A 16,260-nucleotide genomic window follows, 5' to 3' on the forward strand; every position below is an offset into this window, starting at 1 on the left:
CAACGGACGTCTCGAGCATCTCCGCGGCACCGCCCTGGGGTTCCGGAACCTGACCAACTACATCGCCAGGAGCTTGCTCGAGACCGGCGGCTTCAAACCGCTACTACACCCTCAAACACGATGAGCCATCAAAGCCACGCCGCCAGAACCAGCGCAGCCGCTTCTCCATCTCCGGGGCGTAGCACTGGACCCAGCGATAGATCGTCGTATGGTCGACCGAAATGCCGCGTTCCGCCAGCATTTCCTCAAGGTCGCGATAGCTGATCGGATAGCGACAATACCAGCGCACCGCCCACAGGATCACATCACCCTGGAAATGGCGCCACTTGAAATCCGTCATCGTTCCGTCCGTCCAATCTCCGCCAAGCATGCTCAAGCTTCACGATTTTTGCAACAGAGCCGCTACGAGTATCTCTCGGAGACCGAAGGCCTCAGGCACGTCCGCCGGGTGACATGGGACCGACATGATGTGAGTCGTGCGGCGATCAAGCAAGACCTGCTGTACTCGCTCGGAGCGTTCAGTACGGTGTGCGAGATCAAACGAAACGATGGCGCGTATCGCCTCGCCCGGATTCGTGCTGGTGCAGAGCTCGACCCTGGTGCTCGAGCGAGCGCATTCACCTCGAACCCGCAGAGCGATGATGAGGTGCTCGACTCCGACGAGGCCATCGCGTTCGAAGGTCAAGACGTCATCCGCTATTCGCGTGACCGTATCTTGGCGCGTATCCGCGAGGAGTATGCAGGGCATGCGCTGCAGGACCTCGTTGCGGCGATCCTGCGCGCCGAGGGGATGAAGTGCAAGGTGCAGCCGAAGGGGGCGGATGGTGGCGTGGACATCATCGCCGGTTCTGGTGTCTTGGGCATCTCATCTCCGACGATCATCGTGCAGGTGAAGTCGCAGGACACTCGTGTGGGCTCCGAAGTGCTCGACCAGCTCAGTGGCGTTGTCGGCCAGCATCACGCTGACCACGGGCTCTTGGTCGCGATGGGTGGCCTCACCGCCCAAGCGCAGTTAAAGGTTGACGTGCAACGTCTCCGGGTCGCCGTGTGGAACGCAGAAGAGGTGCTGAACCGTCTGCTGGAACATTACGAACTGATGCCTGACGAGGTGAAGAGAATGATCCCTCTCCGTAAGGCCTGGCTGATCGACGAAAGCGACGTCGTTTAACCACAACATCGATGGCAGCCGGTAGTGATGTTGTGCTGATGGCGTGCCCCTGTCCCATCGTGGCACCCTGGGGCATTGACCCTCGATCGTGGACACGGTGTCGGTTCGTTCCTCACGCCCATCAATGCGAAAACGCCCATGAGGCGAGCGTATGTCTACAGGGCGACCCTCCCTCTGCTGTCCATCACCGAAGCAGATCAAACTCGTTTTGTCATTGAACGTGGACATCGCACTACAGTCGTGCGAGTATTTCAGCCTTCTTCGCGTCGAACTCTTCTTGCGTGAGGATGCCCTGATCGCGGAGCGCGGCAAGCGAGGTCAACTGTGCTGCGATATCGGGCTTCGGCTTATCGGCGATTTTTTTCTGAGCTAGACCGGATACGACTGAGAACGCCTGCTCGACCACGGTCGGCGACTGAGACTCCGGGGCCACGGGCACGATCGGAGTTTCGTCCTCTGCGCGCTGAGTGGCTAGATTCAACGCGAAATGAGTGAAAAGGTCATCCGAGAGCTTAATCAAGGACTGCTTCCCATCAGCCCAATCCACGCGGACCACATGCGTTGCCTTCACGGTCGCGTCGATGGCTGCTCCGACTGCGTCTGACGTGGTCCTACTCAGAAGTCGCGGAGCAACGGCTCCGGCAACGGCTTTACCCACAGCCCGAAACTTGCTGGAATCGGATGACACCAGTGTCCATGATGAGACTCGCTCCGGAATGAGCTTTCTCCATTTAAGTCCGGACTGTACGACGATAGTGCCGCCGAAGAGTGTGTCCACATTGGCGTCTTTGCCGTGCCCGCCGATTACCTTGCCTGCCATGTGGCTAACTCTATCGGCGAGCCGTTCACCGGTGGGTCCGCGCCGGAGATTGCCACCGAACTCCTGAGTCATCACGTCCAAACCGCTCGGCCGCGGGGACACCGTCGTTGAGGTCGGCGGTGATCCTCGGTGCCCCGTAGGCCCGGTCGCCACCCTGCTTCGGGTCCTGCAGCACCCGGATCCGCGCGGCGAGGGCCGCGTCGTCGGCAGCCCTCGCAACCCGTCCCGAAGCTGCCGCCAGCCAGGCGTAGAACGACGACCTCGCGATCTCGATGACCTCGCACAACCGCTTCACGCCGTAGGCGTCCTTGTGGTCCTCGACGAACTGAAAGCGGTCCACCAGTTCGTCTCCCCGGCGAAATACTTCGCCGCCTGACGGAGGATGTCCCGCTCCGTCTCGAGCTTGACCCGCTCCGCTTCCAGCCGCGCGTTCTCGGCCTCGAGTCGGATGATCTTTCGCCGCCGGCGATTCCGAACAACCCGACGCCGACATCGATGCGGTCGTCGCTCCGGTGCCGAGCTTCTCGACCCACTCCCGCAGCGCGACCCGCGAGATCCCCAGATCCGCCGCCATCGCCTTCAACATCGCCCCAGGAGTGGACTCGTACAAGTCCACCGCCCGCTGCGGGAACTCGTCCGTGTAGTCCTTCCTTGCTATCCCTTGGATTCTCGCTTCCCCAGCGTCGCGCTGGAATCAGCGTGTCCAAGGTCAGGGGTCAAGCTCCGTCCTGACGCAGAACTGTCACCTATGTCCTGAGACGTAACAGGGCAAGCTTCCCGGTAGGAACCGAACCCAGGGCGATTCACTCCCCAACGACCGTAATCCGCTGGTCGGAAACAAATACCGCGAGTCTCGATCAGAGCCCGAGCGCTTCAAACTACCCCCGCAGCTCCCGCAACGTCAGCACCGCACGCAGCGCGGCGTCGGCCGCCTCGTAGCCCTTGTCTTCCTTGGATCCGGGGAGGCCCGCGCGGTCGAGGCCCTGCTGCTCATCGTCGATCGTGAGCACGCCGAAGCCGACCGGCTTGCCCGTGTCGAGCGCGACGCGCGTGAGGCCGTCGGTCGTGGCGGCCGAGATGTACTCGAAGTGCGGGGTGCCACCGCGCATGATCACGCCGAGCGCGACGACCGCGTCGGCGCCGGCGTCGAGTGCCGCCTTCGACACGACGGGCAGCTCGAAGGATCCGGCGACCCGCACGAGACGGTAGTCGGCGTTTGCCTCGTCGAGGCAGCGCTGGGCGCCCACGATCATGCCGTCGGTGATGACGTCGTGCCACGTACCCGCCACGATGACGACGCGCACGCCGCTCGCGTCGATGCCGCCCTGGGTGGGCTGTCCGGTTCCGGCCATGGTTATGCTCCCTCGTTCATGTGGGCGATCGCGTCCTGCAGGGCCTCTTCGCCGATGACGTGACCCATGCGGTCGCGCTTCGTCTCGAGGTACTGGTGGTTGTTGGGGCCGACGCCGACGATGAGCGGCACCTGCTCGATCACGTCGAGGCCGTAGCGGCGCAGCTGCTCGACCTTGTCGGTGTTGTTCGTCAGCAGGCGCACCTCGCTCACGCCGAGATCGGCGAGGATCGACGCGGCCGCGGCGTAGTCGCGCGCGTCGGCGGGCAGGCCCAGCTCGAGGTTCGCATCGAGCGTGTCGAAGCCGCGCTCCTGCAGCGAGTATGCGCGCAGCTTGTTGATGAGGCCGATGCCGCGGCCCTCGTGGCCGCGCATGTAGATGACGATGCCACCCTCGCGGTGGATGATGTCGAGTGCCGCGTCGAGCTGTGGGCCGCACTCGCACTTGAGCGAGCCGAAGGCCTCGCCCGTCAGGCACTCCGAGTGCACGCGCACGAGCGGTGCGTCCTCGCCGAGCTCGCCCGACACGATCGCGAGGTGGTCGGTGCCCGTCGCGCGGTCGCGGTATGCCATGAAGCGCAGCTCGCCATGGGAGGTCGGGACGAGGGTGTCGGCGCGCAGGCTCACGCCGCGGGGCGCGGTTTCGACGGGCTCCCGCGGATCCACGCGGTCGAGGTGCGCCGCGAGCGCCTCGATCGTGATGACCGGGATACCCTCGCGCTGGCCGAGCTCGACGAGGCCCGGCAGGCGCATCATCTCGCCGTCCTCCGCGAGCACCTCGCCGATGACGCCGACGGGGCTGAGGTCCGCGAGCTTCATGAGATCGACCGCGGCCTCGGTGTGACCGGCGCGCTGGCGCACGCCGCCCGGGAGGGCGCGCAGCGGCAGGATGTGGCCGGGGCGGATGACGCTCGCGGGCGTCGATTCCGGATCCGCGAGCACGTTGACGGTGCGGGCGCGGTCGCTCGCGCTGATGCCCGTCGTCACGCCCTCGGCGGCGTCAACCGACACCGTGTAGGCGGTTCCGCGGGCGTCCTCGTTGCGGGCCACCATCGGCGCGAGGTCGAGGCGGTCGGCCCACTCCTGCGGCATCGGCGCGCAGAGGTAGCCGGAGGTGTAGCGCACCGTCCAGGCGATGGCCTCGGGCGATGCGAGCTCGGCCGACAGGATCACGTCGCCCTCGTTCTCGCGGTTCTCGTCGTCGGCGACGAGCACGGGGCGCCCGGCGCGCAGGGCCTCGAGGGCCTCGTCGATTGTCGAAAGCTGGAGATCGCTCATCGCGAGGTTCCTTCGGTCTGGGTGAATGCCAAGAGGCGCTGCACGTGGCGGGCAAGGATGTCGGTCTCGACGTTAACGCGGTCGCCGACGCCGCGCTCGCCGAATGTCGTGGCGCGCAGGGTCTCGGGGATGAGCGAGACCTCGAGCCACTGCTGCGGCTCCGACGCGTCGCTCACGGCGCTCACGGTGAGAGACGTGCCGTCGAGGGTCACGGATCCCTTATCGACGACGAGCGGGGCGAGCTCGCGAGAGATCGCGACGCGCACGACCTGCCACTCGGCCCCCGGGCGCACATCGATGATCTCGCCGGTGCCGTCGACGTGGCCCTGCACGATGTGGCCGCCGAGGCGGGTCTCGGACGAGAGCGCGCGCTCGACGTTGACGGTGCGGCCGGGCGCGACGCCCGCGAGCGTGGTCATGTCGAGCGTCTGCTTCATGACGTCGGCCGTGAAGCCGTCGGCGGTCGAGCCCACGACGGTGAGGCACACGCCGCTGATGGCGATCGAGTCGCCGTGGTGCACGCCCTCGACGGCCTTGGGCGCGTGGAGCGTGATCTGCAGTCCATCTCCCGATGGCTCGACGGCGGTGACGCGGCCGATCTCTTCGACGATTCCGGTGAACATCAGTGAGACTCGCTTTCTGACGGGGGGCGGGCAACGATCAGCAGGTCGGATCCGAGACGCTCGATCGCCTCGATATCGAGCCGGCGTTGAGCGGAGATGGTGGGCACGCCGATATCGCCGAGGGCCGCGCGGGGCCCGCCCAGCAGTGTCGGCGCGACGTAGGCGAGCACGCGGTCGGCGAGGCCCGCGGCGACGAAGGCGCTCGCGAGCGTCGGCCCGCCCTCGACGAAGACGCGGTGAAGGCCGCGGTCGTACAGGTCGTCGAGCACCGCCGCGAGGTCGCGCGTCGGGTAGACGAGCGGCGCGTGCGGGTGGCGGTTCACGAGCGCGCCCTCGGGCACGGGCGCGGATCCGATGATCACCGGCACGGGCTGGTGCGGGAAGAGCGCGTCGCCGTCGCGCGCCGTGAGCGCGGGATCGTCGGCGAGGAGGGTTCCGGATCCGACGACGATCGCGTCGGACTCCGCGCGCCGGCGGTGCACGTCGGCGCGGGCGGTGGAACCGGTGATCCACTTGCTCGTGCCGTCGGCGGCCGCGGCCCGGCCGTCGAGGCTCTGTGCCCACTTCACTGTGACGTGCGGGCGGCCGAGCGCGCGCGACGTGAGCCAGGGGTCGAGCAGCTCGCGCGCCTCGCCCTCGAGCACGCCGCCCTCGACCTCGATGCCGGCGGCGCGTAGCCGCTCCGCCCCGCCGCCCGAGTGCTGTCCCGGATCCGCGAGCGCGTAGACGACGCGGGCGACGCCCGCCTCGATGAGGGCGACTGCGCAGGGGCCCGTGCGGCCCGTGTGGTTGCAGGGCTCGAGCGAGACGACGGCGGTCGCACCGCGGGCCGCGCCCCGGGGAAGTCGCGACAGGGCGTCGATCTCGGCGTGTGGCGTGCCGGCGCCGTGGTGCCAGCCGTCGGCGATGACGTCGCCCGCGGGGGAGAGGAGCACGGATCCGACCTGCGGGTTGCGGGAGCGCGGGCCACGCGAGGCGAGCTCAAGCGCGCGACGCATCGCGGCGATCTCGACGTCACTGGCCATGTCGGCTTCCCTTCCGCACCTCGATAATCGGGGTTCACGGAAAGAGCCCATGGCGGGCCTGACCGTGCTGCCTTCCATCCGGACTCGCAGGCGTTGCCTGCATCACCGTCGGTCCCGGAATCTCACCGGATCAACCCCTCCGAGAGGGGGTCGCGGACTATACCGCCGGTTCGGATTCTCACCGACCCCGGAGCACGTGCTATGCCGAGTCTAACGTCGACTCTCACTCGGTATTCCCAACATCGTTACCGAGCGTCATCTGAATGGGTTCGCATCGATCCGTGGCGCTGGATACCCTCGAGGGATGAAGAACTCCGCGCGCACGAGGGTCGCCCTGCTCGGCGCATCCCTCGTCGTGCTCGCGGTCGCGGGGTGCTCCGACGAGCCGATCCTGGATCCGCGGCCCGCCACCACGACGCCCGCCGACCCGACCTCGGCGGGCTCGGACGCGGGGACGGATCCGGCACCCGCGGATCCGGATGAGCCCGCGGACGGCGACGAGCCGGATCCGGAACCCACGGAGCCCGCGGTCGCGACGGTGCCCGGGTACGCGGTGGGCGAGTTCCCGTCGGTGCCGATGTTCGTGCTACCCGACCTCGCGCTCTTCGACGACGATCTCGCGAGCGATGCGACGCGCGAGCTGCACGACGACCTTTCGGGGCTCGCGGGCGTGACGGTGTCGCCGGCGCACTGCGGCGAGGACGGGCGGCCCGAGGCCGGGATCCAGACCTCGCTGCTCTACGGCGACAAGAACGGCAACGTGACGGCCCCCGACGGATCCGAGGCGAGCTACGACACCGGCGCCGGAACGCTCACGGTGAACGGCGAGACCGCGAAGGGCGAGTCCGACGGCTTCGGCTCGTTCTCCGAAGGCGACCTCGCGATCCGCAACTACGGCGACGGATCCGGCAGCTACGTCGACGCCGACGTGTCGATCCAGATCTACGGCAACGGATCCGGCAGCTACGTCAGCGACGGCGCGACGATTCAGAACGACGGCACTGGCGCCGGCAACTACTTCGGCGGCGGCGTCAAGATCCAGAACAACGGCGACGGCTCGGGCAGCTACAGCGACGCTAACGTCACGATCCAGAACATCGGCGACGGCACCGGCTACGTCAACGCCGAACCGGTCGAGATGGATCCGCTGCCGCCGCTGCCGGCGCTCGGCGTGTTCCCGACGCTCGAGGCGCTGCAGCCCACCGAGAGCTGCGGCACGCTCATCACGGTCACCCTCGGCTCGCTCTTCGACCTCGACGAAAGCGAGGTGCGCGGCGACGCCGATGAGATCATCGAGGCGATCGCCGATGTCCTGGGCGACGACGTTCCCGTCGCGGCGGTGAGCGCGCACGGCGACACCGCGGCCGACGATGGGCTCGGCGCCGATCGCGCCGACGCCGTGGTGGCAGCGCTGGCCGATGCGGGCGCGACCGCGAAGCTGGCGTCGGAAGACGCCGGCGACACGCGACCGGTCGCCCCGACCGTGATCGACGGCGAGCTCAACCCCGCGGGGGTCGAGCTCAACCGTCGTATCGAGGTGTACATCCCGTCGTTCGACGAGACGCCGCAGAAGTAGGGCCTACGCCCAGGGGGTTCCGGACCCCTTCATGCTCGTGTAGAACGGGCTCGACTCGTCGATCTCGCCCTTCGCGACCGGGCGTCGGTCGAACGCTGACGCGTAGATCGCGGCGATGAGCTCGAGGGTGTCGCGGGCGTCAGCCGACGTCACCGGCAGAGGGCGGTCGCCCGCCGACAGCGCCGCGTACGTCTGGGCGAACTGGGCCGCGTGACCGGATCCGTGCCCCGTCGCGCTCGAGTCCCAGTCGCCCTCGAGCGACTCGGGCGCCGTCGGTGCCGCGGTGAAGCGCCACGAGTCGTCGCCGTAGCCGTAGAGGTGCTCGAGCTCGACCGTCGCGTGCGTGTAGTCGAAGCGCAGGTAGCTCGTCTCGCGGGGCGAGAGCAGGCTGTTCACGATGCTCACGACGGCGCCAGACTCGAGGGTCACGAGCGCCGCCGAGAAGTCCTCCGTCTCGACGGGGCGCGCCCTGCGGGCCGCGACGGCCGTGACCTCGCGCCAGGGGCCGACGATCGACAGCATCGTGTCGATCTGGTGGATTCCGTGGCCCATCGTCGGGCCGCCGCCCTCGCTGTCCCAGGTGCCGCGCCAGGGCGCGTCGAAGTACTCGTCCGGCCGATACCAGAGCGTGTTGCAGACGGCCGTCATCGTCTCGCCGAGGGATCCGTCGCGCGTGCGCTCGCGGAGCCAGTTGGCGCGACCGCCGAAGCGGTGCTGCGAGATCGTCGCAAACCAGCCGTCCGAGGCCTCCTCGGCGCGGCGGATCCGGTCGAGCTCGGCGAGCGAGAGCGCCGGCGGCTTCTCGCTCAGCACCGAGACGCCCGCCGCGAGGGCGGTCTCGCCCTGAGCGATGTGCAGCGACGGCGGCGAGCACAGGTGCACGATATCGATGCCGCCGGCCTCGAGCATCGCCTCGAGCGAAGCGTCGACGCGGCCGCCGTGGGCGTCCGCGAAGGCGCGGGCGCGATCGGCGTCGATGTCGGTCACGGCGACGATCTCGGCCTCGTCCATGCGGGCGAGGTTGTCGGCGTGCACCGCGGCGATGCCGCCGGTTCCGACGATTCCGACGCGGGTGGTCATCGCGCGTCTCCCTTCTCACGGGCCGAGCGCACGAGGGCCGCGGCACGATCCGCGTCGCTCGCGCCGTCGGCGATGATGACGTCGTAGCGCAGCGTCAGCTCGGTGCCGGGCTCGAACGGCACCTCCTTGTCGAAGAACGGCGCGGGGCCGAGGCACGCGAAGATGCCCGCGCGGACGAACCACTTCGGGGTGTCGTCGAGGTCGGCCATGATGACGGTCGAGGAAGCGTCCTCGCCGTCGTGCTTGCCGACGAAGCCCATCCAGGAGTGTCGGGTGCCGCGCAGATCCTCGGCGTCGCCCACGCCGTCGGCGGTGACGATCTCGCCGTCGCTGAACGAGCGCGGGCCGCGCCAGAACACGCCGCCGTAGCCGGCGTTCTCGCGGCCCTCGGTCGTCGGGGATCCCATCGCGATCGTCTCGCCCGAGACGTTCGTGAGCGTGGTCTCCCAGCGCAGGGCCCAGGCGTCGTCGTCGAGGATCGTGGTCGTGAGGCGGCGCACCTCGGTGAAGACCACCGAGTTATCGCCCTCGGCACGCCACTCGAGCTCGTGCGCGAAGGATCCGGCCGGCGCCTCGAGGGGAGCGGCGTGGGCCTGCGTGCCGTTGTTCGGGAGCTGCTCGTACCAGCCCGCGCGGCGCGTGTACGTGGGGCCGCCCCAGAAGTTGTGCGGACCGGCGTTCGGCAGCGCGAGCGAGATGCCCTTGTGCCAGACGTGGTCGCGCGGGCGGAAGAGACTGACGAGGCGGCCAGCGCGCGTGTGGATCGGGTGGATGTAGGGTTTCGGCGACTCCATCTGGACCGTGTCCGGTCGGTAGACGTAGCGTGCGAGCTCTACATCGTCGGCGATGAGGCGGACGGCGGAATCGTCGTCTTCGACGATAGTTTGCGAAAATGTTTCGATCATGGCAAGGTCGAGCCTAGAGGGCCACTCATCCGAGCGTCAAGGGGTGATGAGATGGTTCCCCGTACCTTTTGAAAGGTCCAAGCCCATGGCAACTCCCAAACCGACCCTCGCGGATGTTGCGCGCGTCGCGGGCGTCTCCGTTCCGACCGTCTCGAAGGCTATCTCCGGCCGATCCGACGTGGCGCAGGCCACGCGCGAGCGCGTGCTGTCGGTCATGAACGATCTGGGCTACGCGGGCCGCGCGCATGCGGGTGTCGAGCGCGACGGCCTCATCGAGCTCGCGATCGGCGGCATCGGCAGCATGTGGGCGCTCGAGATCGTGCGCGGCGCGGAGGAAGCCGCATTCCGCACGGGCCGCTCGCTCGTCGTCGCCAACACCCAGCACGAGACCTTCTCGGTCGAGCGCTGGATCGACTCGATCCTCGCCCGCAAGGTCTCCGGAGTCATCATCGCGGCGGCGCACGTCGACGGCGATCTCTCGCGACTGCACAGCACGGGCGTGCCCGTCATTCACCTCGACGTCGGCCGCACCGAGAGCCGCGACGAGGCGCAGGTCGGCGCGACGAACTGGGCCGGCATGCGCGACGCCACGCGGCACATGATCGAGCTCGGCCACACCCGCATCGGCTTCGTCGGCGGCGAGAGCGACGTGCCGGTCGCGCAGGATCGCCTCGAGGGCTACACGGCGGCGTTGCGACAGGGCGGCCTCGCCGTCGACCCCGCCCTCATCATGCACGGCGACTTCCTCGTCGGTGGTGGCGAGCGAGGTGCCGAGGCCCTCATGAGCCTCGACGACCCGCCCACCGCGATCGTCGCGGCGAGCGACCTCACGGCGATGGGCGTCTACAACGTCGCGCACCAGCGCGGCCTGTCGATCCCGGCTGACCTGTCGGTCTCCGGCTTCGACGACACCGTGCTGTGTGAGTACCTCTCGCCTCCGCTCACGACGGTGCGCCAGCCAATCTCGCAGATGGCGGATCAGGCGGTGCGGCTGCTCGACGACATGGCGCGCGCCGACGGCGGGCCGCAGCCGCGCATCGAGCTCTCGACGGTCCTCGTCGAGCGCGGAAGCACGGCCGCGCCCGCTCAGCGGTAGGGCGCGGCCGCGCCGCTCAGCGGTAGCGGTACAGGGCGATCTTCTGCATCTGGAACTCGCCGGGGACGAGCCGCAGGTGGCGCCCCTGGTGGGTCTCGTCGCCGTTCAGGCGGCGGAGCGTCTGCCACTCGCCGTTCTCGTCAAACCCGCCCTCGTCGCCGCGCAGGATTCCGACGGCATCCGCGCCCTGCGGATCCGGATCGAAGGTGATCGTCACGCCCGTGCCCGCGACGATGAACTCGTCGTCGCCGGTCTGGATCACGATGGCGCCCGCCGGCAGCAGGGCGGTGCTGGCCGAGCGGTCGTCGGCCTCGTTGATGACGCCGTCGGCGAGACCCGGCGACAGCAGGCGCTCGTAGGTGGCGTTCAGTGTGTAGCCGCCGAGCTGGATCCGGTGGGGCGGCCGGTGCGCGCCGTGCGGCGGGAGCAGCCCGCGCGAGCGGCCCGTGCCCGCGACCTCGGCGAGCAGAGGCTCGAGCTGACGCAGGATCTCGTAGCTGGCGGTGAGGCACTCGGCCGCCGGCGCGCCGATGTGGTCGATGCCGAAGGCCGCGAAGCCGAGCGCCGAGTGCTCGCCGAACGCGTAGAGCGCGTTGACCGATGCGTCGGTGCTACGTAGGGCCTCGGGGATGAAGAGCGGGTTCTCGGGCGTCGCATAGCGGCCGGCCCACTCGGCGAAGTTCGGGAAGTAGATGTCGGGCGCCAGGAAGTCGATGCTCGGGGCGTGCTCGCGCCAGACCTCGGCGAGGTGGGGGAGCGGGCCCGCGCCCGGGTACTGCCCCGGCTGCGCGCCCGGGCGGATGAGGGCGGCGTTAACGAACAGCGGCAGGGCGAGCTCGGCGCGTCCGGCGCTCGCCACCCCCTCCACGTAGCGGGCGAAGGCCCGCGCCATGAAGACCTCTTCGTTCTCGGATCTGTCGTAGGCCGCCTCGGCGAGCGCGCTGTGGTCGCGCGCGTCCGGCATGATGCCGATCTCGTTCTCGACCTGCACCATGATCACAGTGCGGGCCTCGTCGACCTCGCGCAGGTGCGCCATGAGGGCGGCGAAGGCGCGGGCGTCGGCGTCGCGGTTGTTATCGCTGAACGGGGTGAGGATCTCGAGGGGGCGGCCGTGCGCGTCGCGGCAGCGGGGGAAGCGCTCGGTGTCGGTCTTCACCCACTCGGGCACGTACGACGACATGCTGTTCTTCCAGCTGCCGAACCACAGCAGCACGATGCGCATGCCGTGTGCGGCGGCATCTTCGATGAGCTCGTCGACGCTCGTCCAGTCGAAGGCGCCCTCGACGGGCTCGATGAGCTCCCACGTCGCGGGCGCGACGATCGCGTTGAGGCCGAGCGAGACGAGCCCGTCCCACTTGTCGGCGAGGTAGCGCCGGTGCGCGGCGGAGTTGCCGAGCTCGCCGCCGCGGACGAAGAACGGTTCGTCGTCGACCATGAGCCGGAACGCGGATCCGGCGCGCTCGATTCGGGGGAGCCTCTCGACGGCGCTGGCGGAGACGGGCATGCGGGGTCCTTTCGTTGCGGGAACCCCGCCAGCTTCCCATAGTGTGCGGCCTTTTCGGAAGAGTTGCGAAATTACTTCGCGAAAATGGTTGACGCTGTTGCGCGTTTCGGCCTAGGGTCAGGGGCGAAGACAGCTACACGCGAGCCGAAAACTTTCGCTCGCGAATACCCGCCTCGGACACAGTGGTGCGAGGCGCAGGAGGATGAATGTCACTGAGGACAGTCACGAAGACGGAGACGGTCACGACCGTCGATCGTCGACGACGCCCCGCGCCCCGGGCGCGCGGATGGCGGCGAGCGCTGAAACGCGATTGGCGCCTGTACTCGCTCGCGGTGCTCCCGGTGGCGTTCCTGCTGCTGTTCAAGTACGTGCCGATGCTCGGCAACGTCATCGCGTTCCGCCGCTACGTGCCGGGCGGCTCGATCTTCGGCGAGCAGTGGGTGGGATTTGCCTACTTCGAGCGCTTCCTCGGAGACGCGAAGTTCTGGGAGGTGTTCAGCAACACCCTCATCATCGGTGCGCTAGCCCTGGTCATCGTCTTCCCGCTGCCGATCATCCTCGCGCTCCTCCTCAACGAGGTGCGGGTGCGGTGGTTCAAGAAGCTCGTCCAGACGGTGAGCTACCTGCCGCACTTCATGTCGATCGTCATCGTCGCGAGCTTCGTGTTCGAGCTGACCTCGCTCGACGGCAGCATCAACGCCATCATCAAGGCGATGGGTGGCGACCCGATCTCGTTCATGCAGGAGGCCTCCTGGTTCCGCACGATCTACGTCGTGTCCGAGGCCTGGCAGACGGTCGGCTGGGGCACGATCCTATATCTCGCGGCCCTCACGACCGTCGACGACCAGTTGTACGAGGCGGCGCGCATCGACGGCGCGAACCGCTGGAAGCAGACGTGGCACGTCACGCTCCCCGGCATCCGCCCCACCATGATGGTGCTGCTCATCCTCAACGTCGGCCAGTTCATGGCGGTGGGCTTCGAGAAGATCTTCCTGCTCTATAACTCGCTCACGTATCCGACGGCCGACGTCATCTCGACGTACGTCTATCGCATCGGCCTGACGGCAGGCCAGCCCAGCTACGCGACGGCCATCGGCCTGTTCGAGGCCCTCATCGGGCTCGTGCTCGTGCTGGGAGCCAACTTCTTCTCGCGCCGAGTGACCGGGAGCTCCCTGTGGTAACCACGACCGAATCGCTGACCGCCGGCCCCGACCTCTCGGGCATCCGCGCCTCGACCCGCGGGATCAAGCCGACCCCGTCGTACCGCGTCTTCACCGTGATCAACATCGTGGTGCTGTGCCTCGTGGGCGCGATCACGCTCTACCCCTTCCTCAACCTGCTCGCGCGGTCGTTCAGCTCGGAGAGCGCGATCCGCGGCGGTGAGGTCTTCGTCTGGCCCGTCGGCTTCAACATGACGACGCTCTTCAGCGTGATCGACCAGAAGCTGTTCTGGATCAACTACGGCAACACCGTCGTCTATACCGTCGTCGCGACCGTCATTGCGATGGTGCTCACGACGACGTTCGCGTACGTGCTCTCGAAGACGCACCTGAAGGGCCGCGGCCTGCTCGTCGGCCTCGCGCTCTTCACGATGTTCTTCTCGGGCGGCCTGATTCCGAACTACATGCTGATCGTCGAGCTGGGCTTCAAGAACACCATCTGGGCGATCGTGCTGCCGCAGGCGATCAACGTGTTCAACCTGCTGATCATGAAGTCGTTCTTCGAGAACTTCCCCACCGAGCTCGAGGAGGCCGCAGCGATCGACGGCCTGAACACCTACGGCATCTTCCTGCGGGTCGTCCTGCCGCTCAGCCGCGCCGTGCTCGCGACGATGGTGCTCTTCTACGCCGTCGCGTTCTGGAACTCGTGGTTCCCCGCGTTCCTCTATATGGACAAGCCCGAGCTGTACCCCGTCACGGTATTCCTGCGCAACATCATCGCGGGCGCCACAGGAACGGGAGAGGGCCTCTCCGACGCCGCCGTGCAGATCGGCGCGAACGTAAAGGCCGTCACCACAGTCCTCACGGTCTTGCCGATCGTGTGCCTCTATCCCTTCATCCAGAAGTACTTCGTCTCGGGCGTCATGCTCGGATCCGTCAAGGGCTAATGCCCGTTCCCCATCACATCTCTTGAACATCGACGTTCTCACAGCGGAGGAATCATGAAGTTCCCAACCAAACCCTTTGCCATCGGCGCCACCGCCGTTCTCGCGCTCGGCCTCGCGTCGTGCTCGGGCGACGGCGGCGACGGCGGATCCGACGCCGCGTCCGGCGAGATCGACGAGGCCCACTCGGTCGGCGCGATGGCCGATTTCGGCGTCGACACCACGTTCGTCGCGACGGAGCCGGTCGAGTTCGGCCTGATGTACCGCGATCACCCGAACTACCCGTTGAAGAAGGACTGGTCGATCCTGCAGCACTTGGCAGACGACCACAACGTCACCTTCGACATCCAGTCGGTGCCGCTCGCCGACTTCGGCCAGAAGCGCTCGCTGCTCATCAGCTCCGGCGAGGCCGCCGACATGATCCCGTCGACCTACACGGCCGACGTGGCGAACCTCACCTCCGGCGGCGCCCTGCTCAAGGTGTCCGACTACCTCGACTACCTGCCCAACTTCCAGGACAAGATCGAGAAGTGGGGCCTGGAGGCAGACCTCGACCGCACGCGCGACGCCGACGGCGACTTCTACGTGCTGCCGGGCCTGCTCGAGATCGCGAAGCCCGACTACACGATCGCGATCCGCGCCGACCTCTGGGAGGAGGCGGGCCTCGAGGATCCGACGACCTGGGACGAGTTCACCGAGCAGCTGAAGGTGATCCAGGACACGTTCCCCGATCTCAGCTACCCCTACACCGAGCGCACGTGGAGCGCCGCGGGCGTCGCGCTTCCCGCGACCCTGCAGGCCGCGTCGGGCGGCTTCGGCACCGAGGCCGGCTGGGGCTACGGCGACGGCGTGACGTGGAACGGATCCGAGTTCGAGTTCAGCGGTGCGCAGGACGGCTACCGCGACATGATCACCTACTTCCACGGCCTGATCGAAGACGGGCTGCTCGACCCCGAGGGCCTGACGCAGGACGAGGACACCGCGAAGGCGAAGTTCACGACCGGCAAGGTCGCGGCGATCTCGACCAACTCGCAGGAGACCACGGGCTACCGCCAGGGCCTCGCCGAGTCGGGCCTCGACGACGCCGTCGTGCGCAACATCGTCGTGCCCGCGGGCCCCGCGGGCAACATCATGGACGCCACGACCGGTGGCCGCTTCGAGTCGGGCATCGCGATCTCGGCGAAGGCCGCCGACAAGCCCTACTTCAAGGCGATGCTGCAGTACATCGACTGGCTCTACTTCAGTGACGAGGGCCTCGAGTTCGCCCGCTGGGGCGTCGAGGGCGAGACGTTCGAGGGCCAGGGCGCCGACCGCAAGCTGCTGCCCGGCATCGACTGGAACGGCGTCAACCCCGACGCCGGCGACAACCCCAAGCTCCTCAACACCGACTTCGGTTACTACAACGGCGTCTGGAGCCTCGCGCACGGCTCGACCGCCGAGGAGCTCGGCATGATGGTCAGCGAGGAGACGGCGAACTTCCGCACCCAGATGAACGAGGAGAAGGAGATCGCCGACGGCGGCCCCGCCGTTCCGCTCGACGCCATGCAGCGCGAGGAGGTCGCGATCACGCAGACCAACCTCGAAGACCTCGTCATGACCGCCACCTCGCAGTTCCTGCGCGGCGACCGCCCGCTGAGCGATTGGGACGCGTACGTCGAGGAGCTCCGCGCCGCGGGCATGGACGAGTACGTCGCCACCATCAACGAGGCCGCGGGAACGGCGTCCTAACG

Annotated in this window: 14 protein-coding genes, 2 pseudogenes and 1 riboswitch; of the genes and pseudogenes, 6 read left to right on the forward strand and 10 right to left on the reverse strand. The window is 67.9% G+C overall.

What is annotated here, in order from left to right; genetic code table 11:
• Nucleotides 1–130: 130 nt before the first annotated feature.
• A pseudogene (locus DTO57_RS13735) lies at nucleotides 131–340 on the reverse strand (IS6 family transposase); the annotation flags it as partial.
• A 48-nt stretch (nucleotides 341–388) separates the two neighbouring features.
• On the opposite strand from DTO57_RS13735, the gene DTO57_RS14450 reads away from it, so the two are divergent.
• Nucleotides 389–1,168 (forward strand): restriction endonuclease, encoded by a 780-nt coding sequence (locus tag DTO57_RS14450; protein ID WP_162785789.1) that lies wholly within the window; start codon nucleotides 389–391, stop codon nucleotides 1,166–1,168.
• 232 nt (nucleotides 1,169–1,400) lie between these two features.
• On the opposite strand, the gene DTO57_RS13745 is transcribed toward DTO57_RS14450, so the two are convergent.
• The 6 genes and pseudogenes from DTO57_RS13745 to ribD all read right to left on the reverse strand — a co-directional run bounded on the left by DTO57_RS13745 (nucleotide 1,401) and on the right by ribD (nucleotide 6,265).
• The gene (locus DTO57_RS13745; RefSeq protein WP_229730668.1) at nucleotides 1,401–1,988 is read right to left on the reverse strand and encodes an SHOCT domain-containing protein; all 588 of its coding nucleotides are present in this window, start codon (nucleotides 1,986–1,988) and stop codon (nucleotides 1,401–1,403) included.
• A gap of 82 nt (nucleotides 1,989–2,070) precedes the next feature.
• Nucleotides 2,071–2,646 (reverse strand): annotated as a pseudogene (locus DTO57_RS14860) (transposase); the annotation flags it as partial.
• Between the two features lie 220 nt (nucleotides 2,647–2,866).
• Entirely contained in the window at nucleotides 2,867–3,340 is a 474-nt protein-coding gene (gene ribH / locus DTO57_RS13755) for a 6,7-dimethyl-8-ribityllumazine synthase (protein WP_114118819.1), read from the reverse strand.
• 2 nt (nucleotides 3,341–3,342) lie between these two features.
• Nucleotides 3,343–4,617, reverse strand: a complete 1,275-nt coding sequence (gene ribA, locus DTO57_RS13760; RefSeq protein ID WP_114118820.1) for a GTP cyclohydrolase II — start codon at nucleotides 4,615–4,617, stop codon at nucleotides 3,343–3,345.
• The gene (locus DTO57_RS13765; protein WP_114118821.1) at nucleotides 4,614–5,240 is read right to left on the reverse strand and encodes a riboflavin synthase; all 627 of its coding nucleotides are present in this window, start codon (nucleotides 5,238–5,240) and stop codon (nucleotides 4,614–4,616) included. Before DTO57_RS13765 ends, ribA begins: the two co-directional genes overlap by 4 nt.
• A complete protein-coding gene (ribD, locus tag DTO57_RS13770) occupies nucleotides 5,240–6,265 on the reverse strand; it encodes a bifunctional diaminohydroxyphosphoribosylaminopyrimidine deaminase/5-amino-6-(5-phosphoribosylamino)uracil reductase RibD (protein ID WP_114118822.1) in 1,026 nt (341 codons plus the stop codon). The genes DTO57_RS13765 and ribD overlap by 1 nt, the downstream gene beginning before the upstream one ends.
• A gap of 61 nt (nucleotides 6,266–6,326) precedes the next feature.
• A riboswitch (FMN riboswitch) is annotated at nucleotides 6,327–6,464 on the reverse strand.
• Nucleotides 6,465–6,569: 105 nt separating this feature from the next.
• Between ribD and DTO57_RS13775 the strand changes: the two genes are divergently transcribed.
• Nucleotides 6,570–7,841, forward strand: a complete 1,272-nt coding sequence (locus DTO57_RS13775; protein ID WP_114118823.1) for an OmpA family protein — start codon at nucleotides 6,570–6,572, stop codon at nucleotides 7,839–7,841.
• A 3-nt stretch (nucleotides 7,842–7,844) separates the two neighbouring features.
• Here the strand turns inward: DTO57_RS13775 and DTO57_RS13780 are convergent, their stop codons facing one another.
• Together DTO57_RS13780 and DTO57_RS13785 are read right to left on the reverse strand one after the other, a co-directional pair.
• Nucleotides 7,845–8,921 (reverse strand): Gfo/Idh/MocA family protein, encoded by a 1,077-nt coding sequence (locus tag DTO57_RS13780; RefSeq protein ID WP_114118824.1) that lies wholly within the window; start codon nucleotides 8,919–8,921, stop codon nucleotides 7,845–7,847.
• On the reverse strand, nucleotides 8,918–9,826 hold the full coding sequence (locus DTO57_RS13785; RefSeq protein ID WP_114118825.1) for a DUF6807 domain-containing protein: 909 nt from the start codon (nucleotides 9,824–9,826) through the stop codon (nucleotides 8,918–8,920). The genes DTO57_RS13780 and DTO57_RS13785 overlap by 4 nt, the downstream gene beginning before the upstream one ends.
• An 85-nt stretch (nucleotides 9,827–9,911) precedes the next feature.
• On the opposite strand from DTO57_RS13785, the gene DTO57_RS13790 reads away from it, so the two are divergent.
• A complete protein-coding gene (locus DTO57_RS13790) occupies nucleotides 9,912–10,922 on the forward strand; it encodes a LacI family DNA-binding transcriptional regulator (RefSeq protein ID WP_162785791.1) in 1,011 nt (336 codons plus the stop codon).
• A 16-nt stretch (nucleotides 10,923–10,938) separates the two neighbouring features.
• Here the strand turns inward: DTO57_RS13790 and DTO57_RS13795 are convergent, their stop codons facing one another.
• Nucleotides 10,939–12,426, reverse strand: a complete 1,488-nt coding sequence (locus DTO57_RS13795) for a DUF5597 domain-containing protein (RefSeq protein WP_114118827.1) — start codon at nucleotides 12,424–12,426, stop codon at nucleotides 10,939–10,941.
• A 206-nt stretch (nucleotides 12,427–12,632) separates the two neighbouring features.
• Between DTO57_RS13795 and DTO57_RS13800 the strand changes: the two genes are divergently transcribed.
• The 3 genes from DTO57_RS13800 to DTO57_RS13810 are packed head-to-tail and all read left to right on the forward strand — an operon-like array spanning nucleotide 12,633 to nucleotide 16,258.
• Nucleotides 12,633–13,607 (forward strand): ABC transporter permease, encoded by a 975-nt coding sequence (locus DTO57_RS13800; RefSeq protein ID WP_114118828.1) that lies wholly within the window; start codon nucleotides 12,633–12,635, stop codon nucleotides 13,605–13,607.
• On the forward strand, nucleotides 13,601–14,533 hold the full coding sequence (locus DTO57_RS13805; RefSeq protein ID WP_222843279.1) for a carbohydrate ABC transporter permease: 933 nt from the start codon (nucleotides 13,601–13,603) through the stop codon (nucleotides 14,531–14,533). Before DTO57_RS13800 ends, DTO57_RS13805 begins: the two co-directional genes overlap by 7 nt.
• Before the next feature lie 54 nt (nucleotides 14,534–14,587).
• Entirely contained in the window at nucleotides 14,588–16,258 is a 1,671-nt protein-coding gene (locus DTO57_RS13810) for an extracellular solute-binding protein (protein WP_114118829.1), read from the forward strand.
• The last annotated feature ends 2 nt before the right edge of the window (nucleotides 16,259–16,260 follow it).

Source organism: Microbacterium sorbitolivorans (assembly GCF_003327285.1).
GTDB classification, from domain to species: Bacteria; Actinomycetota; Actinomycetes; order Actinomycetales; family Microbacteriaceae; genus Microbacterium; species Microbacterium sorbitolivorans.

What these genes read in the sequence shown, in the direction of transcription:
- DTO57_RS13745 (WP_229730668.1), bottom strand. Translation starts at nt 1,988, where the DNA reads ATGGCAGGCAAGGTAATCGGCGGGCACGGCAAAGACGCCAATGTGGAC.
- ribH (WP_114118819.1), bottom strand. Translation starts at nt 3,340, where the DNA reads ATGGCCGGAACCGGACAGCCCACCCAGGGCGGCATCGACGCGAGCGGC.
- ribA (WP_114118820.1), bottom strand. Translation starts at nt 4,617, where the DNA reads ATGAGCGATCTCCAGCTTTCGACAATCGACGAGGCCCTCGAGGCCCTG.
- DTO57_RS13765 (WP_114118821.1), bottom strand. Translation starts at nt 5,240, where the DNA reads ATGTTCACCGGAATCGTCGAAGAGATCGGCCGCGTCACCGCCGTCGAG.
- ribD (WP_114118822.1), bottom strand. Translation starts at nt 6,265, where the DNA reads ATGGCCAGTGACGTCGAGATCGCCGCGATGCGTCGCGCGCTTGAGCTC.
- DTO57_RS13775 (WP_114118823.1), top strand. Translation starts at nt 6,570, where the DNA reads ATGAAGAACTCCGCGCGCACGAGGGTCGCCCTGCTCGGCGCATCCCTC.
- DTO57_RS13780 (WP_114118824.1), bottom strand. Translation starts at nt 8,921, where the DNA reads ATGACCACCCGCGTCGGAATCGTCGGAACCGGCGGCATCGCCGCGGTG.
- DTO57_RS13785 (WP_114118825.1), bottom strand. Translation starts at nt 9,826, where the DNA reads ATGATCGAAACATTTTCGCAAACTATCGTCGAAGACGACGATTCCGCC.
- DTO57_RS13790 (WP_162785791.1), top strand. Translation starts at nt 9,912, where the DNA reads ATGGCAACTCCCAAACCGACCCTCGCGGATGTTGCGCGCGTCGCGGGC.
- DTO57_RS13795 (WP_114118827.1), bottom strand. Translation starts at nt 12,426, where the DNA reads ATGCCCGTCTCCGCCAGCGCCGTCGAGAGGCTCCCCCGAATCGAGCGC.
- DTO57_RS13800 (WP_114118828.1), top strand. Translation starts at nt 12,633, where the DNA reads ATGTCACTGAGGACAGTCACGAAGACGGAGACGGTCACGACCGTCGAT.
- DTO57_RS13810 (WP_114118829.1), top strand. Translation starts at nt 14,588, where the DNA reads ATGAAGTTCCCAACCAAACCCTTTGCCATCGGCGCCACCGCCGTTCTC.